The organism is Arthrobacter sp. KNU-44 (assembly GCF_051843155.1).
Lineage (GTDB): Bacteria > Actinomycetota > Actinomycetes > Actinomycetales > Micrococcaceae > Arthrobacter.
In genome coordinates, this window is record NZ_JBPXNG010000002.1 from 3,757,028 (window position 1) to 3,780,685 (window position 23,658).

Annotated in this window: 25 protein-coding genes; 21 read left to right on the top strand and 4 right to left on the bottom strand. The window is 64.9% G+C overall.

Going from position 1 to position 23,658, the window contains the following annotated elements; translation table 11 throughout:
* Positions 1-279: 279 nt before the first annotated feature.
* The 8 genes from ACSVHC_RS18630 (at position 280) to ACSVHC_RS18665 (ending at position 9,846) form a co-directional block, all read left to right on the top strand.
* Complete coding sequence (locus ACSVHC_RS18630; RefSeq protein WP_437770751.1) at positions 280-2,088, top strand: hypothetical protein; 1,809 nt, start codon at positions 280-282, stop codon at positions 2,086-2,088.
* A gap of 36 nt (positions 2,089-2,124) precedes the next feature.
* Positions 2,125-3,090, top strand: coding sequence for a co-chaperone YbbN (locus tag ACSVHC_RS18635; RefSeq protein ID WP_437770750.1), 966 nt, complete (start codon positions 2,125-2,127; stop codon positions 3,088-3,090).
* Positions 3,090-4,193 (top strand): NADH:flavin oxidoreductase/NADH oxidase, encoded by a 1,104-nt coding sequence (locus ACSVHC_RS18640; protein ID WP_437770749.1) that lies wholly within the window; start codon positions 3,090-3,092, stop codon positions 4,191-4,193. The genes ACSVHC_RS18635 and ACSVHC_RS18640 overlap by 1 nt, the downstream gene beginning before the upstream one ends.
* Positions 4,194-4,291: 98 nt before the next feature.
* Entirely contained in the window at positions 4,292-5,083 is a 792-nt protein-coding gene (locus ACSVHC_RS18645) for an ABC transporter ATP-binding protein (RefSeq protein ID WP_437770748.1), read from the top strand.
* Positions 5,065-6,636, top strand: a complete 1,572-nt coding sequence (locus ACSVHC_RS18650) for an ABC transporter permease family protein (protein WP_439181198.1) — start codon at positions 5,065-5,067, stop codon at positions 6,634-6,636. The genes ACSVHC_RS18645 and ACSVHC_RS18650 overlap by 19 nt, the downstream gene beginning before the upstream one ends.
* Before the next feature lie 93 nt (positions 6,637-6,729).
* A complete protein-coding gene (gene nagB, locus ACSVHC_RS18655; protein ID WP_437770746.1) occupies positions 6,730-7,512 on the top strand; it encodes a glucosamine-6-phosphate deaminase in 783 nt (260 codons plus the stop codon).
* A gap of 36 nt (positions 7,513-7,548) precedes the next feature.
* A complete protein-coding gene (locus ACSVHC_RS18660) occupies positions 7,549-7,887 on the top strand; it encodes a DUF3039 domain-containing protein (protein WP_437770745.1) in 339 nt (112 codons plus the stop codon).
* Positions 7,888-8,067: 180 nt separating this feature from the next.
* Positions 8,068-9,846 carry a DEAD/DEAH box helicase gene (locus ACSVHC_RS18665; RefSeq protein ID WP_437770744.1) on the top strand — a complete coding sequence of 593 codons (1,779 nt, stop codon included), beginning with the start codon at positions 8,068-8,070 and terminating at the stop codon, positions 9,844-9,846.
* A 24-nt stretch (positions 9,847-9,870) separates the two neighbouring features.
* Here the strand turns inward: ACSVHC_RS18665 and ACSVHC_RS18670 are convergent, their stop codons facing one another.
* Together ACSVHC_RS18670 and ACSVHC_RS18675 are read right to left on the bottom strand one after the other, a co-directional pair.
* Positions 9,871-10,497, bottom strand: a complete 627-nt coding sequence (locus tag ACSVHC_RS18670) for an isochorismatase family protein (protein ID WP_437770743.1) — start codon at positions 10,495-10,497, stop codon at positions 9,871-9,873.
* Positions 10,498-11,826: a nicotinate phosphoribosyltransferase gene (locus tag ACSVHC_RS18675; protein WP_437770742.1), complete on the bottom strand. Its 1,329-nt coding sequence runs from the start codon at positions 11,824-11,826 to the stop codon at positions 10,498-10,500.
* A gap of 100 nt (positions 11,827-11,926) precedes the next feature.
* Between ACSVHC_RS18675 and clpS the strand changes: the two genes are divergently transcribed.
* From clpS to rdgB, 6 genes are all read left to right on the top strand, one after another.
* The gene (gene clpS / locus ACSVHC_RS18680; protein ID WP_345449878.1) at positions 11,927-12,337 is read left to right on the top strand and encodes an ATP-dependent Clp protease adapter ClpS; all 411 of its coding nucleotides are present in this window, start codon (positions 11,927-11,929) and stop codon (positions 12,335-12,337) included.
* Positions 12,330-12,896, top strand: coding sequence for a DUF2017 domain-containing protein (locus tag ACSVHC_RS18685; RefSeq protein WP_345449879.1), 567 nt, complete (start codon positions 12,330-12,332; stop codon positions 12,894-12,896). The genes clpS and ACSVHC_RS18685 overlap by 8 nt, the downstream gene beginning before the upstream one ends.
* A 94-nt stretch (positions 12,897-12,990) precedes the next feature.
* The gene (murI, locus tag ACSVHC_RS18690) at positions 12,991-14,061 is read left to right on the top strand and encodes a glutamate racemase (protein ID WP_437770741.1); all 1,071 of its coding nucleotides are present in this window, start codon (positions 12,991-12,993) and stop codon (positions 14,059-14,061) included.
* Positions 14,058-14,855: an MBL fold metallo-hydrolase gene (locus tag ACSVHC_RS18695; RefSeq protein WP_437770740.1), complete on the top strand. Its 798-nt coding sequence runs from the start codon at positions 14,058-14,060 to the stop codon at positions 14,853-14,855. The genes murI and ACSVHC_RS18695 overlap by 4 nt, the downstream gene beginning before the upstream one ends.
* A 69-nt stretch (positions 14,856-14,924) precedes the next feature.
* Positions 14,925-15,683: a ribonuclease PH gene (gene rph / locus ACSVHC_RS18700; RefSeq protein ID WP_345449882.1), complete on the top strand. Its 759-nt coding sequence runs from the start codon at positions 14,925-14,927 to the stop codon at positions 15,681-15,683.
* Positions 15,680-16,321, top strand: a complete 642-nt coding sequence (gene rdgB / locus ACSVHC_RS18705; protein ID WP_437770739.1) for an RdgB/HAM1 family non-canonical purine NTP pyrophosphatase — start codon at positions 15,680-15,682, stop codon at positions 16,319-16,321. The genes rph and rdgB overlap by 4 nt, the downstream gene beginning before the upstream one ends.
* Positions 16,322-16,397: 76 nt before the next feature.
* Here rdgB and ACSVHC_RS18710 read toward each other — a convergent pair whose 3' ends face one another.
* The gene (locus tag ACSVHC_RS18710) at positions 16,398-17,162 is read right to left on the bottom strand and encodes a VTT domain-containing protein (protein ID WP_437774057.1); all 765 of its coding nucleotides are present in this window, start codon (positions 17,160-17,162) and stop codon (positions 16,398-16,400) included.
* Positions 17,163-17,364: 202 nt separating this feature from the next.
* Between ACSVHC_RS18710 and ACSVHC_RS18715 the strand changes: the two genes are divergently transcribed.
* The 4 genes from ACSVHC_RS18715 (at position 17,365) to ACSVHC_RS18730 (ending at position 20,690) form a co-directional block, all read left to right on the top strand.
* Positions 17,365-18,588 (top strand): MFS transporter, encoded by a 1,224-nt coding sequence (locus ACSVHC_RS18715; protein ID WP_437774056.1) that lies wholly within the window; start codon positions 17,365-17,367, stop codon positions 18,586-18,588.
* A 129-nt stretch (positions 18,589-18,717) separates the two neighbouring features.
* Positions 18,718-18,978 carry a DUF4235 domain-containing protein gene (locus ACSVHC_RS18720; protein WP_345449885.1) on the top strand — a complete coding sequence of 87 codons (261 nt, stop codon included), beginning with the start codon at positions 18,718-18,720 and terminating at the stop codon, positions 18,976-18,978.
* A 71-nt stretch (positions 18,979-19,049) separates the two neighbouring features.
* Positions 19,050-20,075, top strand: coding sequence for a 3'-5' exonuclease (locus tag ACSVHC_RS18725; protein WP_439181199.1), 1,026 nt, complete (start codon positions 19,050-19,052; stop codon positions 20,073-20,075).
* Positions 20,076-20,141: 66 nt separating this feature from the next.
* Complete coding sequence (locus ACSVHC_RS18730; RefSeq protein ID WP_437770737.1) at positions 20,142-20,690, top strand: DUF4395 domain-containing protein; 549 nt, start codon at positions 20,142-20,144, stop codon at positions 20,688-20,690.
* Between the two features lie 12 nt (positions 20,691-20,702).
* Here ACSVHC_RS18730 and ACSVHC_RS18735 read toward each other — a convergent pair whose 3' ends face one another.
* Complete coding sequence (locus ACSVHC_RS18735) at positions 20,703-21,788, bottom strand: ADP-ribosylglycohydrolase family protein (RefSeq protein ID WP_437770736.1); 1,086 nt, start codon at positions 21,786-21,788, stop codon at positions 20,703-20,705.
* Between the two features lie 77 nt (positions 21,789-21,865).
* Here ACSVHC_RS18735 and ACSVHC_RS18740 point away from each other — a divergent pair, with 77 nt between their 5' ends.
* The 3 genes from ACSVHC_RS18740 to ACSVHC_RS18750 all read left to right on the top strand — a co-directional run bounded on the left by ACSVHC_RS18740 (position 21,866) and on the right by ACSVHC_RS18750 (position 23,650).
* On the top strand, positions 21,866-22,222 hold the full coding sequence (locus tag ACSVHC_RS18740; RefSeq protein WP_437770735.1) for a YidH family protein: 357 nt from the start codon (positions 21,866-21,868) through the stop codon (positions 22,220-22,222).
* On the top strand, positions 22,219-22,569 hold the full coding sequence (locus ACSVHC_RS18745; RefSeq protein WP_236811668.1) for a DUF202 domain-containing protein: 351 nt from the start codon (positions 22,219-22,221) through the stop codon (positions 22,567-22,569). Before ACSVHC_RS18740 ends, ACSVHC_RS18745 begins: the two co-directional genes overlap by 4 nt.
* 142 nt (positions 22,570-22,711) lie before the next feature.
* Positions 22,712-23,650 (top strand): MIP/aquaporin family protein, encoded by a 939-nt coding sequence (locus ACSVHC_RS18750; protein ID WP_439181200.1) that lies wholly within the window; start codon positions 22,712-22,714, stop codon positions 23,648-23,650.
* Positions 23,651-23,658: the final 8 nt, after the last annotated feature.

Genomic DNA, 23,658 nt, shown 5'->3' on the forward strand with positions numbered 1-23,658 from the left:
TGCCGTCCCGGGCAGACCCATCACCCAAGCCATCCGGGCTGGTCCCCGGTTCTTGTCCGGCGGGAGTGGGATCCATGCGCTCTTTCACGTTCTTCAGCTGCCTTTTCGTTCCGCGGTCAGGCTCCAGGATCGCCCGATGTCATGTTGTTCGCCACACTATCAGCAGGCCGGAATCGGCGAATTCTAGAGGGTGAGCCATGCGGCGGGAAGCCCTTCGGGAGGGCCCCGAACTGACTCCTTGGTAACAAAACCGTTACCCTTGAAGTTCAACGACCGCTGATGATTGGTATTCCTGTGCGCTTGAAGACTGCAGTTTCGCTGGTGCTGCTTGGCCTGCTGACACTGTTGGCCGGCATTGGCCAGCTGACCTTTTGGGCCCCGGCCGAGACCGTAACCGCGTCCGCCCCCGGCGACTCCAAAGCCGCTCCGCTGACCGTGATAACCCAAGATGTGTTGACCCACAAGGGCGGTCCCAGACAAATCAGCATCAAGGGCGATGGCAAGTTCGTGTTGGCTGTCGGACGTCCGGATGACGTCGATGCGTGGGTAGGCAAGACCGCGCACAACAGCATCACCGGTGTCTCCGAGGACGGCAAGTCCCTCCAGGTTGCCGGCACCGACGGCGAAGCAAGCTCTCCGTCGCCTGCCGGATCGGACCTGTGGGTGCAAACGGAGAACGCCAACGGACAGCTGGACTACACCTTTACCCCTCCCGCGAGTGGCAACTGGTCCCTCCTCCTGGCTAGCGACGGAACCAAGCCGGCGCCGTCGTCGGTCTCCATAACTTTCGCCAACGATGCCACTATGCCGTGGGCGGTCCCGCTTATCGTCATTGGCGCGATCCTCATCGTCGCGGGTGCGGCGTTGCCGTTCGTCAGCAAGTTCACCAGGGGTCGGGGCTCCCGCCCGAACGGTCCGCGGGGCGGTGGGAACACGGAAACTGTTCCGGAGACCGCCGGCGAAGACACCGCCAGGGAAACCGGCAAGGAAATCATCGGCGAGGACGCACCTGCCGAGGAGACCAACAAAGGCACAAGCGGTGGTCCCGCACTTCGTATTTCACTTGTAGCTGCAGCTGTTGTGACCGCCCTCGTCGGTGGCACCGCGGCAAGCGCCCAGGCGGCCGAGACTCCGTCTCCCTCCGGATCCGCGGCACCGTCCGGATCCGCGACGGCGAGCCCCGCGGGGACCGCCGGTGCGCAGAACGTCCCCGTCTTGGTGGACGCTCAGCTCAAGCGCATCCTGGACCAGGTCGCCGGCGCCGTGGCTGCCGGGGATGCCGCTCGTGATGCCTCCAAACTCGCTCCCAGGGTTGACGGCACGGAGCTGCAGGTGCGCACACAGAACTATAAGATCCGGTCCCAGGTCGCCACGCACGAGGCGCGGATGCCCGTCCGGTCCAGCAAACTGCTGGGCAGCGTCATCTCCACCCAGCGAACCTGGCCGCGCACAGTGATCGCCCTGACCCAGGGCGATGGCAACGTGGTTCCCCAGGTCCTGACCCTCGTGCAGGCCTCGCCGCGGGAGAACTACAAGCTGAAGAGCACTTCCCCGCTTCAGCCGGGAACGTCCTTCCCGGCGATTCCCTTGGGCGGAACCGCGCAGTTGGCGGCCGGAGACAAGCCCGGGCTGCAGTACAGCGGGACCGAGGCGATGGCAGCCCTGGGCGATCGCTTGACGAAGGCCGATTCGGCGTTCAAGGACAAGCTCGTGGAAGGCACCAACTCGCCCTACATTGCCGATGTCCTTGACTACCAGGCGAGCACCGTCAAGTCCGGCACCAACGGCAATTTCACCTTCACGCACACGCCCTCTCCGACGGATACGGCTGTGTTCCGGACGTCCGACGGCGGCGCCGTGGTCGTGGGAAAGCTGAACTTCGATTTCACCAGCAAGCCCAAGTCGGATGGCGACACCCTGACCGTGGACAAAGCCGCGGCAGTGCTCGCGGGCGGGGATTCCACGAAAGTCGGCCTCGTGCAGACCTTCTCGGAGTCGGTAGCCATTTACGTTCCACCGGCAGGCTCGACTGCTCCCATGAAGCTCGTTGCCGCGGTCCGCGGTCTGGTGGGGGCCAGCTTCCAGTAGGCAAATGCTGTTGGCGCAGCGGCTAGAGTGGACGGTATGAGTTCGCCAGGATCCCGTCCCGTCTCTCCAGCCGCTGCCAGCCAGCTCAACCTGCGCGGCGCCGTCGACCTCTCTGCATTGCGGCGCCCTGCGCCGGCGGCACCGAGTGGTGCCCCGGCGGCGTCCGGCGGGAGCCCCGGAGGCAGCCAGCCCCTTCGCGTAGATGCCAGCGAGGCCAACTTCCAGGATCTCGTCCAGCTGTCCGCGAAGATTCCCGTCCTTTTCCTTTTGTGGTCCAACCGGTCCCTGGAGGCTTCGACCCTCCTCCACAGCCTCGAAGCTGTCGTCGAAGGTTACGCCGGCAAAGTCGTGCTGGCTGCGGCGGATGTTGACGCGTTCCCGCAGCTTGCGCAGGCATTCCAGGTCCAGGCCATCCCCACCGCCGTCGCGGTCTTGAAGGGCCAGCCCGTGCCGCTCTTCGAGGGGCCCGCGTCGGACCAGGAAATCCGTGCCCTCATCGACGAACTCCTCAAGGTGGCCGAAGCCAACGGAGTGACAGGCAGCATCGGCGCGGGCGCCGCGGGTGCGGAAGCCCGTCCTTTGCCTCCGCTGCACCAGGCAGCCTTCGATGCCATTGAAGCCGGAGATTACGCCGCTGCGGCCACCGCCTACCGCCAGGCGCTCGCTGAGAAACCGGCTGATGCCGAGGCGAAGGCCGGACTCGCCCAAGTGGAACTGATGGGCAGGCTCGAGCTCCTGACGGCAACGGAAGCCGGAGCCATGCGTCAGCGGGCGGCGGAGGAGCCGGACAACATCGAAGTACAGCTCACGGTGGCCGACCTCGACATCTCGGGTGGACACATCGAGGACGCGTTCAACCGCATCATCGCGTTCATTGGCCGCAACTTCGGTCCCGAGCGTGAGGCGGCGCGTGTGCGCCTGCTGGAACTGTTCGACGTCGTCGGCATTTCGGACCAGCGTGTCGCCAAGGCCCGGCAAGGTCTGGCGCGGGTCCTCTTCTAATGACGCAACCGGCGTTGTTCAGCCCGCTTCAATTGCGCTCCTTGACGGTCCCGCATCGTGGCTGGGTTTCCCCGATGTGCCAGTACAGCTGCTCGCCCGACGGCGGGGGCGGCGTACCCAACGATTGGCACCTGGTGCATCTTGGCGCGTTTGCCACGGGCGGCGCCGCGCTCATCCTCACCGAAGCGGCGGCCGTCAGCCCCGAGGGGCGGATCAGTCCGCGCGACGCTGGACTGTACACGGACGAGCAGGCGGCCGCCTGGGAGCGGATTGTGGACTTCGTCCACCGCAACAGTGCCGTGGGCGGCAAGATCGGCGTCCAACTGGCGCACGCCGGCCGCAAGGCTTCCACCTACTGGCCGTTCGCCGAAGAGAGCGGATCCGTCGCGGAGTCCGACGGCGGGTGGGTGGCCCGGGGGCCGGGTAACGAGGCGTTTGCCGGCCTTGCAAGTCCGCTTGCAATGAGCGATGAGGACATTTATGCCGTGATTTCGGATTTCGCGGCGGCAGCCTCACGGGCCGTCGACGCCGGGTTCGACACGGTGGAGATCCACGGCGCGCATGGCTACCTCCTGCACGAATTCCAAAGTCCCTTGATCAACAAGCGCGACGATTCCTGGGGAGGCAGCGAGGCCGCACGAAACCGCTTGATGCTTGAGGTCATCGACGCCGTCCGTGCGGTCATCCCCGATTCGATGCCGTTGCTGCTGCGGATATCCGCCAGTGATTGGGCCGAGGGTGGCGTAGACATTGACGCCTCCGTGCGCCTTGCGCGGGCGGCGGCCGAGCACGGCGTGGACTTGGTGGACGTCTCCAGCGGAGGCGCAGTGGCCCACCAGCGGATCAAGGCGGGTCCTGGATACCAGACGGGATTCTCGGAACAGATCCGGCGCGAAGCAGGGGTTCCCACCGGTGCAGTCGGCTTCCTGACATCCTCAGGACAGGCCGAACACACGGTGGCCACGGGCCAAGCCGATGGCGTATTCATGGCACGGGCAGCCCTCCGCGATCCGCACTGGTGGCTTCGCGCGGCTTTTGAACTCGGCTTTCCCTTGGATTGGGCTCCGCAGTATCAGCGCGCAGTTCCACGGCACAGCTTCTAAGAGCTAGTCCTTTGGGATGAGGCTGCTCCGGAAAAGGGGCCCCGTAGTTCCCCCTCCGGGACGACTCCTGGAACCGTCACCGGGGCTAGGCTGGCTGCATGACTGTCCAGCTTCCCGGTTCCCCTCCTATCTTCCCGGTGCCGGCCTTGGCCCTGCGCGGACTGGCAAAACGCTTCGGCGGCAAAATCGCCGTCGACGGCATCAGCCTCGATGTCCCCGCCGGCTCCTTCTACGGCGTCGTTGGTCCCAACGGGGCGGGCAAGACGACCACGTTGTCCATGGCCACCGGGCTCTTGCGGCCGGATTTCGGGACGGCCTTCATCCACGGCGTGGATGTGTGGACTAAGCCGCTCGAAGCCAAGAAACTGATGGGGATACTGCCCGACGGCGTCCGTCTCTTCGACCGCTTGACGGGTGAACAGCTGGTCACCTACGCCGGCTTGCTCCGTGGCATGGACCGGGACGTCGTTGCCCAAAGGGTGGGAGAGTTGATGGCCGCGCTGGATCTCAGCGGCGACGCCGGCACCCTCGTGGTTGACTACTCCGCCGGCATGACAAAGAAGATTGCCCTCGCGTCGGCGCTCATCCATGCGCCCAGGCTGCTCGTGCTGGACGAGCCCTTTGAGTCCGTGGATCCCGTGTCGGCAGCCAACATCAGGGGAATTCTTGACAACTATGTGGCCTCGGGAGGGACGGTCATCGTCTCGAGCCACGTCATGGACCTTGTGCAGCGCATGTGCGACCACGTAGCCGTCGTGGCTGCCGGCAGGGTCCTCGCCGCCGGAACCGTCGACGAGGTCCGTGACGGTGTCACGCTCGAGGACCGGTTTGTGCAGCTCGTGGGCGGCGGAAACCAGACAGGGGGCCTGGAATGGTTGCGCACCTTCTGAGCCTGAAGTGGCGGCTCCTGCGGAACGGCTTCCGGCGCAGCCCGGGCCAGCTTGTGGGCATCGCGATCGGCGGGCTCTATGCGCTGGGAGTCGTCGCGACCCTCGTGGTGACGCTCGTCGCCCTGCGCTGGGCCGACGCCGAGACGGCCCACACCGCCGTCGTCCTCGGTGGCGCCGCCGCGATCCTGGCCTGGGCGATCGTGCCCCTGATGGCCTCGGCCGCTGACATGACGCTTGACCCTTCCCGCTTCACGACGTCGGCGATCCCGATGCGCCAGCTGCTGACCGGGCTTGCCCTCGCCGGATTCATCGGATTGCCGGGCTTGTCCACGACGATTGTGGCATTATTCACCGCGGCGACATGGTGGCGCAGCGTGCCGGCGGTGCTCGGCGCCCTTCTGGGTGCCGTGCTGGGCGTGCTGAGCTGCGTGGTCTTGTCGAAAGTCATCACGACGGCGACTGCAAGCCTCGCTGCCTCCCGCCGTTTCAAAGATGCGAGCAGCATTGTGGTCTTTGTGCCACTCGTGCTGATGGGACCGATCGTGGCCGGCGTCTTCAGGGGAGTGTCCGGTTCCACGGGCTACCTCCCGGAACTTGCCCGGACGGTCTCCTGGACTCCACTCGGAGCTTCCTGGTCGCTTGGCGGGGATCTGGCGTCCGGAGATTTTGCCGCCGCCGGCCTGAAGGCATTGATCGCCCTCGCCACTCTCCTCGTGTTGTTTGCCGCCTGGAATGCCTTGCTCAAGCGGGCACTGGTCACTCCGCCATATTCCGGTGGATCAAGGAAACGCGGCGGGAAGCTTGGCTTGTTCGGACTGCTGCCGGCAACTCCCACCGGTGCCGTTGCCGCACGCTCCCTCAGCTACTGGATCCGTGATCCGCGCTACGCAGCCTCGCTGATGGTGGTCCCGTTGTTGCCCGTGATTTTCCTGTTCCAGTCCGGGCAGTCCGGAAGCTACTCCATGCTGGTGATTCTGGGACCAATGTCTGCCTTTGTCCTCGCATGGTCCATCGCCGCGGATGTCTCCTACGACAACACCGCATTTGCCTTGCATCTGGCCACCGGGGTCCGCGGCATTCATGACCGGCTCGGCCGGGCCTTGGCCTGCCTGGCATTCGCCCTCCCGGTGGTGTTGATCTTCGCCGTCGGGCCCTTTTTCCTGACCCGCGAGTGGGGCTGGTTGCCAGGTGTCCTGGGGCTTTCCCTGGGCGTGCTGTTCACGGGCCTGGGCTTGGCCTCCGTCGTGTCGGCGCGGTACACGTCCACTGTGCCGTTGCCCGGGGACAGTCCGTTCAAGAAGCCGCCGGGAAACGTTGCCCAGACACTGGCGGTCCAGTTCGGGGGAATGGCGGTGCTGTTCCTCCTGGTCCTTCCGGAACTTGTCCTCGTGATTGTCCAGTCGGTCACGGGCGATCCGCTGTGGGGATGGATCAATCTGGCAATTGGTACGGTTCTTGGGGTGGCATTGTTCGTGTCGGGAGTCCGGATCGGCGGACGTTGGCTTGACCGGCGCGGGCCCGAGCTCTTCGCACAATTGAGCGTCAACCGTTGATTCCATGACCAACAATGACAAGTTATGGGACATGGGATAACCTCGAGTTTGAATCAGTTCATCCGGGAAACACAGCTAGAAAGGTCGTGGACGATGGAAGTTGTCATCCTTCCGGGAAGCAAACAGATCGGGGCGCTTGCCGCGGATGCCATCGAGGCACTGCTCCGCCGAAAGCCGAACGCCGTCCTGGGCCTGGCCACAGGGTCCTCTCCGCTCCCTGTCTATGACGAACTGGCGCGCCGCCACCAGGAAAAGGGTCTCGACTTCAGCCAGGCACACGCCTTCGCCCTTGATGAATACGTCGGGCTCGAACCCGGGCATCCGGAGTCGTACCGTGAAGTCATCCGCCGTGAATTCACGGACCGGGTCAATATCGACCCCGCCAACGTGCACAGCCCGGACGGTACTGCGGCCGACCTTCCCGCAGCCTGCGAGGCGTACGAGGACTCCATGCGGGCACTCGGTGGCGTTGACCTGCAGATCCTTGGCGTGGGCACGGACGGCCATATTGGATTCAATGAGCCCGGTTCCTCGCTCGCTTCGCGGACCCGGATCAAGACGCTGATCGAGCAGACCCGCAAGGACAACGCGCGCTTCTTCAAGAGTATCGACGACGTTCCCCACCACGTGGTCACGCAGGGCTTGGGAACCATCATGGACGCCCGGCACGTTGTCCTGATTGCCACGGGGGCGCAGAAAGCCCAGACCGTCAGGGACTTTGTCGAGGGGCCGGTGGCGGCCATCTGCGCGGCATCGGTGTTGCAAATGCACCAGCACGCTACCATCCTGATCGATGAGGCTGCGGCTTCCTCGCTCAAGCTCGCCGATTACTATCGCCACACCTATGACAACAAGCCGAAATGGCAGAGCATCTGACACAGTGCATCTGATCGCGAAGCATCAGCGGCTAAGATGGATGGCATGACGACGCTGCCTCCGGACCCATTCGAAAACGATCCCATGCGCGAGCTTTCCGGAGCCGGAACTTCCACTGCAACCATTGAGCGCGAGGAAGTGCGCCAGGAAGTGGAACCCGGTGACCGGGAGCGTTTCTCGCACTATGTCCGCAAGGAAAAGATCATGGAGTCCGCCCTGACAGGCGAACCCGTGATTGCCCTGTGCGGCAAAGTGTGGACCCCTGGCCGGGACCCGCAGAAGTTCCCGGTCTGCCCCGAGTGCAAAGAAATCTATGAAGGACTTCGCCCCGGTAACGACGGCGGAGACAAAGGCGGCCCGGGCGGCTCCGAGTAGCGAGTAAGCCCAAGTAGTCGGGTATTTCCTGGTAGTAGGCGGGGGAGCGCTTCCTCCTGCCTGTTTGCTGCCCTGCGTGATTCGGCGCGTCCGGAACAGATTGGTGTTTTTTGTGGTTATTTGGGTTTCGCTGGCCGCAGCGGACTTGCTTGGAATCGTTGCTGGTCGGGGGGAATCCGCGTGACTGAAACACTCTTCGGCGGCCCCGCGCTGCCTCCGGCATATCCGGAACGCGCAGCCTGGGGAACCGCCCCGAAGCTGCGCGCCTGGCAGCAGGAAGCGCTGGACTTGTACCTCAACGCGAGCCCGCGCGATTTTCTCGCCGTGGCAACGCCGGGAGCAGGTAAGACAACCTTCGCCCTGCGGATTGCCTCAATACTCCTTGAGAGTGGAACCGTGAACCGCGTGACGATCGTCGCTCCCACTGACCACCTGAAACGGCAGTGGGCGGACGCCGCGGCCAAGGTGGGCATTGCTATCGATCCGAACTTCAAGAATTCCGACGGCCAGCACGGCAGGGGCTTCGTCGGCGTCGCGGTCACCTATGCGCAGGTGGCGAGCAAGCCCATGCTCCACAGGGCCAAGACCGAGGCCGCCCGCACGCTGGTCATCCTCGATGAAATCCACCACGGTGGCGAAGCGTTGTCCTGGGGCGACGGATTGCGCGAGGCCTTCGATCCTGCCGCGCGACGCTTGGCGCTCACAGGCACGCCTTTCCGTTCCGATACCTCACCCATCCCTTTCGTGGAATACGCCGAAGACCGCGATGGCATCCGCCGCTCGAAGGCGGATTACACCTATGGTTACGGCAATGCCTTGAGGGACCACGTTGTCCGTCCCGTGCTGTTCATGGCGTATTCGGGCCAGATGCGTTGGCGTACCAGCGGGGGAGATGAAATGGCGGCATCGCTCGGCGAGGCCGCCGTCACCAAGGACATCACCTCCCAGGCATGGCGGACCGCGCTGAACCCCGGCGGCGAATGGATCCCCGCGGTTCTTGCTGCCGCCGACAAGCGCCTCGGCGAGGTGCGCCGTACCGTGCCCGACGCCGGCGGCCTCGTCATTGCCACGGATCACGACGACGCCCGCGCCTATGCAGGTCAGCTCAAGAAAATCACAGGTCAGTCGCCCACGGTGATCCTGTCCGATGATTCCAAGGCTTCGCACAAGATCGAGGAGTTCACCGCCAGCGACAAGCGCTGGATGGTGGCTGTCCGGATGGTGTCTGAGGGCGTCGACGTCCCCAGGCTTTCGGTCGGCGTCTACGCGACGTCCACCTCGACGCCCCTGTTCTTCGCCCAAGCTGTGGGCCGCTTCGTCCGTGCCCGCAAACGCGGGGAAACGGCCTCGGTCTTCCTGCCGTCGGTTCCGCCCCTCATGGCCTTGGCCAACTCCATGGAAGCCGAGCGGGACCACGCCCTGGACCGGCCCGAGAAGGAAGATCCGGACGGCCTCTTCAACCCCGAAGAGAACCTGATGGCCGAGGCCAACCGCGAAGAGAAGGCCTCGGACTCCCTCGAGAAGGGCAAATTCGAGGCCCTCGATTCGCAGGCATCCTTTGACAGGGTGCTGTTCGACGGCGGCGAGTTCGGCACGGGAGCCGATATCGGCTCCGAGGATGAACTTGATTTCCTCGGGATCCCCGGGCTGCTCGACGCTGAACAAGTGGGAACGTTGCTCCGGCAGCGGCAGCATGATCAGCAGTCGAGGAAGAAGCGCCAATCTCCGTTGGCTGCCGCCGCGTCACCCGCGGTTCCGGACCACCGGATGTTGATGGACCTGCGCAATGAGCTCGCAAAAAACGTCGCGGCCTGGTCGGCCCGCACCGGTACCCCGCACGGCGTCGTCCACAACAAGTTGCGCGAGGTGTGCGGCGGACCGGCAGTCGCGCAGGCGAACGAGGAGCAGTTGCAGTCACGGCTGCGCAAGCTCCAGGATTGGTTCATCGGACGGAAGTAGGACTGCTTGGCCGGGCCCTACCCCTTAGCGCTGCCCCAGTTCGACGCCGTTTTCTTCCAGTTCCGCGTAGGTTTCGTCGAGATCCTCGGCGATTCCGGCGGTGAGTTCACCGATCACTGTCACGGAGTAGCCCGCCTGCACGGCGTCCAGTGCCGTGGCCCTGACGCAGTAGTCCGTGGCGATACCTACCACGACCACTTCCTCCACTCCGTGGCTCTGCAGCCAGTCATCGAGCCCGAGGGCGTCCTCGTCCAGCTCGACGGAGGGGTCGGCGCCGGGCGCTAGTTCGCCCATGGGCACTTCGTCTTCGGGAGCGAGGACTCCTTCGAAGCCTGAGTAGGCCGCGGTGTATTGTCCCTTGCGGAAGTAAGCTTGGATGTACTCGGCGTCGAGATCCGGGTGGAGTTCGGCGCCCTTGCTCCCTGCGCGGCAATGCGGGGGCCAAGTGTCCACAAGGTCCGGTGTTTCCGAGAAATGGCTGCCCGGGTCTACGTGCCAGTCCTGCGTGGCCACGACGTGGTCGAAGTGCTGGTGGTTCTCGTCAAGGTATTCGCTGATGGCGGCAGCCGTGGCGGCGCCACCTTCCACCGCGAGGGACCCGCCCTCGCAGAAATCGTTCTGGACGTCCACGATAATCAGGGCACGGGACATTCAGTCCTCCTCATAGACGGTGGGGATTGCCGGCTCGCCGCGCTGCAGCCGCCGGACTACCGGGGGGAGTTCGGCCATGCTGGCAGCGTGGCGTTCCTGTGCCCGGACGACGCCCTCGTGTCCCGTCCATCCCGGGAGCAGTTCGCCGTTCTTGATGAACTGCTGGAGCAGCGGGCGGTCGTTGCCGTCGTCCTCCGGCCGGTGTCCGATGCCCACGATCTCCTGGGTGGCGATGCCGAGTTCGTTGAGTTTGCGCAGGGCGTATTTGCGGCCGCCCACGCTGGCCTTGTTTTTGGCTACCTTGGCCACCGGAACGAATTCCCCGGCATCGTTGGTCCGGCTGACGAGCTTGTAGACCATGCTGGCCGTCGGGGCTCCCGATCCTGTGACCAGGGAGGTGCCTACGCCGTAGACATCCACGGGCGCCGATTGCAGTGCCGCGATGGCATATTCATCGAGATCCGAGGTGACGACGATCCGGGTGTTGGTGTTGCCAAGGTTGTCCAGCAGCTCTCGAACCCACTGGGCCTGGGCCACGAGGTCTCCGGAGTCGAGGCGGACTGCCCCGAGCTTGTCACCCGCGAGTTCCACCGCGGTGCGTACCCCGGCCTCGACGTCGTACGTGTCCACCAGCAGCGTCGTGCCCGGCCCGAAGGCGGCGATCTGGGCTTCGAAGGCCTCGCGCTCGGTATCGTGCAGGAGCGTGAACGAGTGGGCGGCCGTGCCCACGGTCTTGATGCCATAGCGCCGGCCGGCCTCAAGGTTGGACGTGCTGCCGAAACCGGCGATGACCGCGGCACGGGCTGCCGCCGTCGCGGATTCCTCCTGGGTGCGCCGGGAGCCCATCTCGATGCACGGCCGGTTGCCGGCCGCGCTGGTCATCCGGGAGGCAGCCGAAGCGATCGCGGTGTCATGGTTGAGCACGGACAAGATGTATGTTTCCAGGATGCATGCTTCCGCGAACGTGGATTCGACGATCAAGATGGGGGAGCCGGGGAAGTAGGCCTCGCCCTCCGGATAGCCCCAGATGTCGCCGGAAAACCTGTAGTCGGCGAGGAAGTCCAGTGTCTGCCTGTCAACTACTTTGTGTTGATCGAGAAACGCGAGCTCGGCGTCTCCGAATCGGAAGTCCTTGATTCCCTCAAGCAGCCGGCCGGTGCCGGCGACGATTCCGTAGCGGCGGCCGTCGGGCAGGCGGCGCGCGAAGGCCTCGAAGACGGAGCGCCGGTGCGCCGCGCCCGAATGGAGGGCAGCTTCCAGCATGGTCAGCTCATAGTGATCGGTGTACAACGACGTGCGGGGGTGGTCCCAGGCGACGGATCTACTCACGAAATTCACTCTAGTCCCCAGCGGCTCCCAGGTCTCGCCGCTGTGGGTGCTTCGCTCAACCGCCATTAGTTCGCCCATCCATCACCATTAGAATGGACAGATGACCACTACCGTCGGCCCCGGCACAGCCCCCGGCACCTATACAGCCACCTGCACAGTGACAGACGCAGGCTTAAAGGGGAAAGAACGGACGGACCTCTCGGAGCAGTCGTCCACCGACGTCCTCAGCGCTGCCGACATCCCTTGGAACCTGGTGGTGTGGAACGATCCCGTCAACCTGATGAGCTATGTGAGTTACGTGTTCCAGAGCTATTTCGGCTATTCCGAGGCCAAATCCAACAAACTCATGCTCGAGGTCCACAAGAAGGGCCGTTCCATCGTGGCGCACGGAGGCAAGGAACAAGTGGAGCAGCACGCGGTTGCCATGCACGGCTATGGTTTGTGGGCAACGGTTGAAAAGGCAAGCAGCAGCGGCGACGGCCGGGGACGGAAGGGTGGCGCACGTGGCTAAGGCTTTCAAGTACGGACTCAAGGGCATCACCGGCTACCTTGAGCCCGCCGAGCGCGAACTCCTGCGCGGACTCCTGGATGATGTCATTTCAATGCTCGAACCGGAGCTGTCCAGCAACGAAGATCCCCTGACGGCCATGATCGGCCTGGACATGAACGTCAAGGAACCGTCCGATCGCGCCCTTTTGCGGCTCTTGCCGAACGTCATGAAGAACGACGACGCCGCGTCCCTCGAGTTCCGTCAGCTCACCGAGCGCTCGCTGCGGGAAGGAAAAATCGGCGCCCTTCGGGCCGCCGCGATGGGCCTGGACCGCAACGAGCTCGTCCTCACCCCGGAGGAGGCGAAGCTCTGGTCCATGGCCCTCAACGATGTTCGTTTGGTGCTGGCCGAGCGCCTCGATATCCGCGACGAGGCGGATGCCGACCATGTCCACGCCATGCAGGACTGGTCCCAGGCCGAAGACGTAGAGAGCTACCTGGCGCTCGTCTACAACTTCACCACCTGGCTCCAGGAATCGTTGGTCCAGGCCATGATGGCCTCGATGGACCGGAAGCCCTGAAGGGGCTTGTGGCCGGCCGTGTGACAAAACAGACACGAGGCCCCCGCCACATGTCGTGGCTGCAGCACATGCCTTGGCTTATTCTCTAAGAATCATGAACTCAGCATCGGACGCGGTATCGGATGGGGAGAGCGCCGCAGCGGCGTTGGAGTCCCAGCGCAAGCCGGAAACACTGAACAGCACAGCACCCAACCCGTTGCTGGGATCACGCCCCATCGGTGTCTTCGATTCCGGAGTCGGCGGACTCACCGTCGCACGGTCCATCATCGACCAGTTGCCCCATGAATCGATCATCTACGTGGGAGACACTGCCAACGGACCTTACGGGCCGCTGCCCATCGCCGAAGTCCGGGCCAATGCCCTCGGCGTCATGGACGAGCTCGTGGACTCCGGCGTCAAGCTCTTGACCATCGCCTGCAACTCAGCTTCGGCCGCGGTCTTGCGCGATGCCCGTGAACGCTACACGGCCCGCTACGGGATTCCCGTCATCGAGGTCATCCAACCCGCAGTCCGGCGCGCGGTGTCCGCGACGAGGTCCGGCCGGATCGGCGTGATCGGGACGTCAGCCACGGTGGGTTCCCGCGCTTACGAGGACACCTTCGCCGCTGCCCCGGACCTGAGCATCACCTCGGTGGCCTGTCCGGAATTCGTGAGTTTCGTGGAAGCCGGCATCACCACCGGTCCCGAGCTGCTGGCCGCGGCCCACGAATACCTGGAACCGCTCAGGGATGCCGGTGTGGACACTGTGGTCCTGGGTTGCACGCACTATCCCTTGCTCACCGGCGTGATTTCCTTCGTCATGGGGGAAGACGTCACCCTTGTGTCGAGCGCCGAGGAAACCGCCAAAGACGTTTACCGCGCCTTGGCCACCCACGGGATCCAGCGGACCGATCCCGGCTTGCCGCGGCACGACTTCATGGCCACCGGCGACGCTGTCCAGTTCGAAACCCTGGCGCGCCGTTTCCTCGGCCCGGAGGTCCTGTCCGTAAGGCACGTGGACCATGTGGCCGCCCAATACCCGACCGGAAGCCTCGCCCGCATCACCCCGGAAATGTTGGAGGCCGCCCGCGCCGGCGGACATCATGCGAGGACGTCCAATTTCGTCGACCCTGCAGCGTTCAGCGTGAACGAATTCGGCGCGGCCCGCGGGGGCCGCATCCAGTGAAACTGACCATCGTTGGCTGCACGGGTTCCTTCCCCGGTCCCGGCTCTCCGGCGTCGTGCTATCTGCTGACCGCGCACGACGGTGAACGCCAGTGGAAGATCGTCATGGACCTCGGCAGCGGTGCCCTCGGGGCCATCCAGCGCTACACGGACCTCGAAGATATCGACGCCATCTTCCTGACCCACCTGCACCCGGACCATTGCATGGACCTCTGCGGACTGCACGTGGCCGTCCGATGGAAGCCGGGCGGCTGGGGACGGGACAGGATCCCCGTCTGGGGTCCCGCCGCGACAGCCGACCGGATGGCCACCGCCTACGGGCTTGAGCTGGACCCCGGAATGCACGAGGAATTCGACTTCAGCAACTGGAGCGAACGCCAATCCGTGCAGCTAGGACCGTTCACCGTGACACCGTATGCCGTGAACCACCCGGTGGAAGAGGCCTACGCCTTGCGCGTCGAGGTCACCGAGCCGGGCAAGGACGGCAAGGCTGTGAGCAGGGTCCTCACGTACTCGGGAGACACCGACTCGTGCCAGGGCCTTGAGGATGCCGCCCGCGACGCCGATCTCTTCCTGTGCGAGGCTGCCTTCGAAGAAGGGCGCGACGACGACATCAAGGATGTGCACTTGACCGGCAAGCGCGCGGGGCAGGCAGCGACAGCCGCCGGAGCCCGACGCCTCCTGCTGACGCACATCCCGGTCTGGACATCGCAGACTAAAGTCATGGCCGAGGCGCGGCCCGAGTTCGCCGGCGATGTCGCCGTCGCGGTGGCCGGAGTCCACTACACCGTCTGACCCCGGAGTCCGGCTGCCCAGACCGACCGTGCAGTCCAGCGGAGGCCGGGAGATCGCTAAGCTTGCAGTATGACTTCCGAAGCCACATCTGCCCCCGTCATCCGTGCCGACGGCCGTACGCCCGATCAACTCCGTCCCATCAGCATCACCCGCGGCTGGTCCAAGCAGGCCGAAGGTTCGGCCCTGATCGAATTCGGCAACACCCGGGTGCTGTGCACGGCTTCCCTGACCGAGGGCGTCCCGCGCTGGCTCAAAGGCGAAGGCCGCGGCTGGGTCACGGCCGAGTACGCGATGCTGCCGCGGGCCACGAACACCCGTTCCGACCGTGAGTCCGTCAAAGGCAGGATCGGCGGACGCACCCACGAAATTTCGCGCCTGATCGGCCGCTCATTGCGTTCCATCATTGACACCAAGGCCCTGGGCGAGAACACGATCGTGCTGGACTGCGATGTCCTGCAGGCCGACGGCGGCACCCGCACCGCCGCCATCACCGGCGCCTACGTGGCACTCGCCGAAGCGATCCGCTTCGCCCGCGAGAACAAGATGATCGCAAAGAATGCGCAGCCGCTGATCGACACGATTGCTGCCGTTTCCGTGGGAATCATCGACGGTATCCCGATGCTGGACCTGCCCTACGTCGAGGACGTGCGCGCCGAAACCGACATGAACGTCGTGGTCACGGGCTCCGGCAAGTTCGTGGAAGTCCAGGGCACCGCCGAGGGAGCCCCCTTCGACCGCGATGAACTGAATGCCTTGCTGGATCTTGCCCTCATCGGCACGGGGGAGTTGGCAGCAATCCAGCGCGAGACCCTGGCCGAGGCCCCGTGAGCATCGACACCACGCCGCGGCTAGTCCTCGCCACCCACAACAAGGGAAAACTGCGCGAACTCAGGGAACTGCTCAGGGGGCAAGTGCCAGGACTCGACGTCGATACCCAGGTGATTGACGCGGCCGCGGCCGGCGCTCCCGATGTTGCCGAGACCGGCGTGACGTTTGCAGAGAACTCCCTGCTCAAAGCACGGGCCGTGGCTGAAGCCACGGGAATGGTGGCGATTGCCGATGACTCCGGCCTGGCCGTGGACGTCCTGGGTGGAGCTCCGGGCATCTTCTCGGCCCGCTGGTCCGGGCGGCACGGTGACGACGCCGCTAACCTCCAGCTCTTGCTGGCGCAACTCTCGGACGTTCCCGACGCACACCGGGGAGCCGCGTTTGTCTGCGCGGCAGCACTCGCTGTACCGGCCGCCGTCGACGGCGGGGCACGCGAGGTGGTCGAGTACGGCCAGCTGGAAGGCACTCTCTTGCGTGTACCCCGCGGCGCCGGTGGATTCGGGTACGATCCCGTGCTCCAGCCGCAGGGGCTGGACCGCAGTTGCGCGGAGCTGAGTGCCGAGGAGAAGAACGCCATCAGCCACCGCGGCAAGGCGTTCCGGGCGCTGCTACCGGCCATTGTGGACGCCCTGCGCTAAGACTCCGGGCAAGCATTAACGCCAGAGGCACCCCGCAAACGAACTGCGGGGTGCCTCTTTCTTTAAGCCAGTGCGCTTAGCGCTCGCCGTGCTTTCCGGCTTCGCTTCGGTCCCCGAATTCTTCGGCGGGTTCCGCTCCGCGGGCAGTGGCCTTGCGCTTGGCGAGCAAGCCGCGGATGACCTCGATGGCCACGGGAACCACGGAGAGCAGCACGATGACCACGAAGATGATGTCGAGGTTGTCCCGGACCCACGGAACCTTGTCGCCGAGAAGGTAGCCGAGCAGCGTGACGCCACCGCCCCAGAGCACCGCCCCGATGACGTTGAAAATGAAGAACTTGCGCTTGTCCATCTGCGCGACGCCGACAATCACCGGGACGAAAGTGCGGATGATCGGAACGAAGCGGGCCAGGATCAGGGCCTTGCCGCCGTGCTTTTCGAAGAAGGCGTGCGCGCTCTCGACGTTCTCCCGCTTGAACAGCTTGGAATCAGGTTTGTTGAAGATGGCGGGTCCGGCTTTGGAACCGATGAGGTAGCCGCTCTGGTTGCCGATGATCGCTGACACGACGATGAGGGCGGCGAGTGCCCAGATATTGAACTTGATGGTGTCCGTGGCGACGAGGAGCCCCGCGGTGAAGAGCATCGAGTCACCCGGCAGGAAGAAGCCCACCAGGAGTCCCGTCTCGGCGAACACGATGCCGCACACGAGCAGGACTACCCATGGCGCCAAGGCGGGGTCGGCCAGGAAGATCTGGGGGTTCAACCAGTCGGGGAGGAGCGCGGACATATGCGGCTGCACCGGTCCTGCACCCACCAAAGCGGATACGGCAAAGTCGTTCATCGCAGAAAGGGTCACCCTTCAAGGGTACGGGACAACCGCCGTCGGGCCCTTGGGACCTCCGTTGGGGGTGTCTGGTAGACCCTGCCTCCAGTCGCCCGACGTGCGTAGCGTGGTGGAGGTGGGCAGAAGACATGAAGACTTCTGCATGCGCAGCTAACTGCACGTGAATGACGAGGAAGAACTTTTGAAGCGAGATGTAGCCATATCCAGGACACCGGCGACGGTCGCTGCTGGGTCAGCCCCGGTGTTCCCGTGGGGAAGCCTTTTGATCCTCGCCGCAGCAGGCTTCACTGCCGTCACCACCGAGCTCCTGCCGTCCGGACTGCTGCCCCAGATCAGCCGGGACCTGGGAGTGGACGAATCGGCCGTAGGTTCCCTGACTGCCGCCTATGCGGCCGTCATCGTCTTCACAGCGCTTCCCTTGTCCAGACTGCTCGGCGGACGAGTTCCCCGAAAGGCGTTGTTGATCGGCACCGTGCTCGCGTTCGCACTCAGCAACGTACTGTTGGCGTCCAGCCCGAGCCTGGGATTGGCAGTTGCGGCGAGGCTCCTCGGGGGCGTCGCCCACGGGATGCTGTGGTCAAGCATGGCCCCTTACGTTGCCAGGATCGTCCCCGCGCACTCTGTCGGAAAAGCCATGGCCATGGTCTTCAGCGGTAACAGCATCGCGCTGGCGGTCGGCGCTCCGATCGGCACACTCATGGGCTCGGTGCTCACTTGGCGCGGTTCCTTCCTTATCCTGGCCGGAGTCGGTGCGGTTCTCGCCTTGTTCGCCGTTTGGGTGCTCCCCGCAGCCCCCGACGAGGACGGCCATACGACGCCGACCCTCCGTGGAGCCCTGAAGCTGCCCGGCGTGATCGCCGTGGCCACAGCCTGGCCGCTCTTGCTTTTGGGCCATTTCACCCTGTTCACCTACATCGCGCCGTTCCTCCACGTCTCCGGACTGCCGGATGCCTTCACGAGCATTTCGCTGTCCGTCGTGGGGGCGGCTAGCCTCGTGGGGATCTGGATCGCCGGTCTCACCGCCGATTCCCATCCGCGGCGTTCCCTGCTTTGCGCGGTCGCCCTGCTCGTGGTGGCCTTCGGCCTCTTGCCGCTACTTGGTGGCACATGGGTGGGCGAACTCGTCCTGGTCACCATGTGGGGAAGCGCCTTTGGGGCCATCGGCATCTACAACCAGGCAGCAATCCTCCGCGCCGGCGGAGAGCACAGGGACGCCGCGAACGGCTTGACCGTGGTGACCATTCAACTCGGCATCGCCGTCGGCGCCGGTTATGGCGCCCTGGCCTTGACTACTGTCGGCGCACTGTGGGTGCCACTGGCTGCAGCCGTCCCGACGGCGGCAGCGCTCGCAATCATCCTGGCCAGCCGCCGCGGCGGTTACCCTGCCGGTCCCCGGGAGACGAAACCCAAGGGGACTCGGTAGGTCCCACCCGTGCTGCGCCAGACATTGCGGGCGCGACCCTCGTCGGGAAGAGAAGATAAGCCTGCTGATAATCTAGGGCGCAGGCGGCTGGCACTGGACCACAGGGCCAGCCACAATCGGAGGAGCGAGATGAACATCTTGATCAAACTACTTGGCCTGGTCGTGGGCATGGGCGCCGGAGTTGCGGCGAACAAGGCCCTGGAGGCCATCTGGAGTAAGTCCACCGGGAAGCCCGCACCAAAGGATGCGACCAATCTGGAGGACTCCTTGCCGGGCGTAGTGCTGTTCGCCTTCGCCGGGGGTGCGGTAGGGGCGGTCATCCATGTCCTGACCCAAAGGACAACCAAGAAGGCGCTGACCAAGCTGCAGGAGACCGCGGACGAGGTCTGAACGACGATTCGTAGCAAGTGGCGGCCATCACCACCGCTATAGGAAGCCATATCCACCTGTAACCTTGACCAGTGGCATTGGACTTTACGGCGATCGACTTTGAAACTGCGAATGGCTTCAGGGGTTCTCCGTGCTCGGTCGGGCTGAGCAAGGTCCGCGGCGGAGTCGTGGTGGAGGAAGCCTCCTGGCTCATGCGGCCGCCGGAAAACCACGACCACTTCGAGTACCACAACACCCGGATCCACGGCATTCGCGCCGAGGACGTCGCCGGTGCTCCACGCTTTGGCGAACTCTTCCCTGAAATAGGGGCGTTCATCGGCGGAGATATCCTTGCCGCCCACAATGCTGCGTTCGATCTGGGGGTGATCCGCTCCGGACTCGAAGTTTCCGGCCTGCCCGGCCCCGGCTACGAGTACGTCTGCACGGTGATGATGTCCCGGCGCTGCTACTCCTTGGTATCCAATTCCTTGCCCTACGCCGCGGAGGAGGCTGGCGTGCCCCTCGTGAACCATCACGACGCCGCGGAGGACGCACGGGCGTGCGCCGGAATTTTGGTGGACATCGCACACCGGAACAACGCCAACAGCATCGCCGAGCTCTACTTGTCCCTTGGCCTGGCCATACCCAAACAGCAGGCCTTCCAGCCCGGAGACGGACTGTCCAAGCAAACGATGGCCGCGCTCGCGGGCGTCGGAGGAGGGGGCAGTGCTGTCGCCGGGCGAACCGGCGTCGGGAATGGCGCCGGCCAGCTTGGACGCGCCTGGAGTAATTGGCCGGAAGAGGGCACCAACCCGGCCCCCAACCCTGCGGCCGAACCGGGCCACCCCCTGTTCGGGCAGACTGTCGTCTTCACCGGTGAGCTTGCCATTGCCCGGCCGGAAGCGAAACAGCGGACGGCCGAGTTGGGCGCGCGTCCAGAGAGCCGCGTGACCGGAAGGACCACGGTCCTGGTGGTGGGCGACGGCTTCGTTGCCGGCGATCTCCGGAACGGCCGCCTCACCGGCAAGGCCAAGCGGGTCTTGGAGTTGCACAGCCGCGGCCAGCAGATCGAGGTCCTGTCCGAAGGGGAGTTCCTGCAGATGGTCGGCGGACGCTAGCGGGGGCAACGTTCACACGGAGCAACAAAGCTTCCCGTTGTGTCGCGGCGCTCCTAGCCTTGAGCCATGACTCAGGGAAAACAGGCAGCCACTGCACGGCTCACCGCAGGAACGCCGGCTCCGTCAGCCACTGGATGGCGCGCCGTCTTCGCTTTCCCCAACCCCGTCAATGAGTACGCCGCGAGGATCACGGCCGGCCTGGTGGTTCTTGCGGCAGTGGCCACCCTCGTGAGCGGCCTCGGCTGGGGACTCGTGCTGATCGCCGTCGGCTTCTGGCTGCGGGTGTTGTTCGGGCCGAGGATCTCGCCGTTCGCCTTGCTGTCTGTCAAGGTCCTGGCACCCAGGGTGGGTCCCGCCAAACTTGTCCCGGGCCCGCCCAAGCGTTTCGCACAGGGAATCGGCGCGGCGCTCAGCACGGCGGCCGCGGTCCTGTTCTTCGCCGGTTTCGCCGTAGGTGCCTGGATCCTGCTCGCCTTGCTGATCGTCGCTGCGTCCCTCGAATCGTTTGTCGGATTCTGCCTTGGCTGCGCCATTTTCGGGTTCCTGCAGAGGCACGGACTCATCCCTGAGGACGTGTGCGAAGCGTGCAACAACATCGAGCTTCGCAGGCTTTGAACCTGCTGCTTCCTAGCCGACCGTGACTGCGATCAGCCGCTGCGCCATCCCGCGGATGACGTCGGGAGCTTCGAGGGCCTCAAGCCACTCCGGGGGCAGGGCCTCTTCCCCATGGAGGGCCCCGAGGATATTGCCCGCGATCGAAGCGGTGGAGTCACTGTCACCGCTGTGGTTCAGCGCCACCGCAATGGCCTGGCGGAAATGGTCGGACGGATCACGCTGTCTCTTCGCTGCCGCGGTGGTTGCCAGCACGGCATAGAGCCCGACGGCGAGTGCCTCCTCCGCGACCCAGCCTTCGCCCAGTTGCGCCGTGAGTTCTTCCGGGCTGAGCAGCGTGCCGGAGAAAGAAAGTTCCAGCGCCTGGCGGAGGCGCTCCAGGAGCTCGGGAGCTGGATCCGGCAGCGCTGACACCACGCTCAAGGCGTGCTCGGCCGCAGTCCGTACATCCGAGCCCGCGGTCAGTTGGTGCACCAGCACGCTGAAGGCACCCGCGCTTTGCCGCGCCGAAGGGTGCCCGTGGGTCAAACACGCGGCATCGGTGCTCAGTTTGTAGACCGTGGCTTCGGAAATATGCGGGACCAAGCCAAAGGGAGCGGACCGCATCACCGTGCCGCATCCCTTCGATTCCGGATTGACGGGCCGGAACTTGGTCCCCATCTGGCCCGTGGCGAGTCCGCTCAGGCACGCCTTGCCCGGATGCCTGCGGTGCCGGAGCACCTCCTGGCTGTCGATCCAACGCGGTTGGGGAACGGGGGCCGACGACGGCAACGCGACGCCCTGGGTCGCGAGCCATCGCAGGTAAGCCAGCCAGAGACATGCTGTTTCATCCGCCGCTACGCCGTCGTTGGCCCACTCGAGGGCTTCCACGAGTCCGTCGACGGTGTACAGCGTCATCTGGGTGTCGTCTGAGAAGTGGCTGCCGCCGTCGAGCTGGCCGAAAGAGCTGAGGCCCGCGGGGCCGAAGCGGGATCGGATGGTGGCTACGTCGTCGAACTCGACGGCGTAGCCGAGCGAATCGCCCAAGGCACCGCCCAGCAGGCAGCCGTGGACCCGCGATTCGAAGGATGGCACGGCGGAGGGGGACGGTTCAGCACTCATAGTGGTAATTTACCGTGGCTGCTTCGTCGGTCTTCACATCGCCGCTGATACGGTGGCTCGTGAACCAGGAGGCAGTGATGCGTGAACCCGCGTGGCGGAAAACCGGGAAGACCCCGGACTACAGATTCTCCCTCGCAAATGAGCGGACTTTCCTTGCATGGATCCGTACCTCGTTGGCCCTGCTGGCGGGTGCCGTCGCCATCGACCAGCTTGCTCCGAACATTGCGCCCCAGCCCGTGCGCATCGTTTTGTGCGTCGTGCTATCCATGATCGGCGCGGGCCTCGCGACGCTTGCCTACCGCCGGTGGGCGCAGATGGAGGCCGCCATGCGTAACGAGCAGGCCTTGCCGTTCTCCCGGGTCATGCTGCTCATGACCATCGTGGTTGCCGTGGCAGCCTTCACCTTTGCCGTGTTGATCCTGGTGGCGCGTTGACGATTGACGCCAGGGATCCGGGGCTGCAACCCGAGCGCACCACGCTCGCTTGGCGCCGGACCCTGATTTCGCTTCTTGTGGTGGATCTCTTTATCTGGCGAAGGTGGTTGACGGCCAAGTCCGGCGCGGGGCAACTTCCCACCGGGATACCGGGACTCGACTACCAAGGAATCTGCGCCTTGACGGCCGCGGCTGCCACGATCGTCCTGGGCTGCGTTGTCTGGGTCAGGTCCCACCAGTTGCACCACGGCGCAGAGGAAGCGTCGGCTGCGTTGATGCTTGCAAGCGCAGTGTCCATCATCGCGCTCGCCTGTGCTGCGGTCGCAGCAATCGCGTTGGGCGGCTAGGCTCGGATTCAGGAAGCGTCCAGACTCGGCTGACAGGATGCTGCGGGGCAGGAATGCGGTCCGCCGCGTGGCTTGTTGCCCTGGCTTGAGCATTCGCCTCCGCACAAGACCACCCGATCTTCGAACTAAGGAATCCCTCGACATGACCACGACTGTGTCCATTCCCTCCTCCCGCGGCCCCCGGCTCCTTGCCCGGGCGTTCGCTGAAGCTCTGGGGACGCTGTTCCTTGTGGTTATTGGCCTGGGCGTGTTGATCTTCATCAATCCCCAAGCGGTTCCGATGCCGGCCTCGCTAGCCAGCGGGCTGACCGTCACAGCGGCCATGCTTGCCTTCGGTTACCTGTCAGGCGGGCACTTCAACCCCGCCATCACGGTTGGTCACCTGGTTGCCGGCCGGATGAAGCTCGTAGATGGGGCTGCGTACGTGGGGGCCCAGATCGTGGGTGGCTTGCTGGGCGCGCTGGCGATTTTCGCTGTCGTGCGAACCGTTCCCGGGATCACTGACAGCCGGACTGTCTTTGACACGGCAACCTCCGGCTTTGGTACCCATTCCAGCTTCCAGGTGCCCGTGACCGGCGTGATGCTCATCGAGGTCCTCGGCGCCGCTCTCCTCGTGGGAGTCTTCCTAGGCGTCACCGCTCGACGAAATCCCAGCAAGCTCGCAGCACCGTTTGCCGTCGGCCTGACGGTTGCAGTCCTGCTGCAGCTGGGTCAGTCCACGGGCAACCTTGCCTTCAACCCGGCCCGTGCCACTGCATCCGCCATCTTCAGTTCCAGCTGGGCAGCGGAGCAGCTCTGGCTCTTCTGGGTGGCACCGTTGGTCGGAGCGGCGATCGCAGGCCTCATCTTCCGCGGTTTCGGCGAGACCACCCCGGTTGCCGTGGCTGAGATCGAGGAGCCTTTGCCGGCCGACGGCCTGGAAGAAAAGTCCGACGACGACGCTGAAGCGGTTGTCCCGGAAAGTGCGGCTGAGGTTTCCACACCGGCTGATGCGCCCGCTGAGGCTCCCGCTGTGGCTCCCACTGAAGTGAAGCCCGACGTCGACCCGGCCCGTGATTTCTTCGACGGCAAGCGGGGCTGACGCGGGAA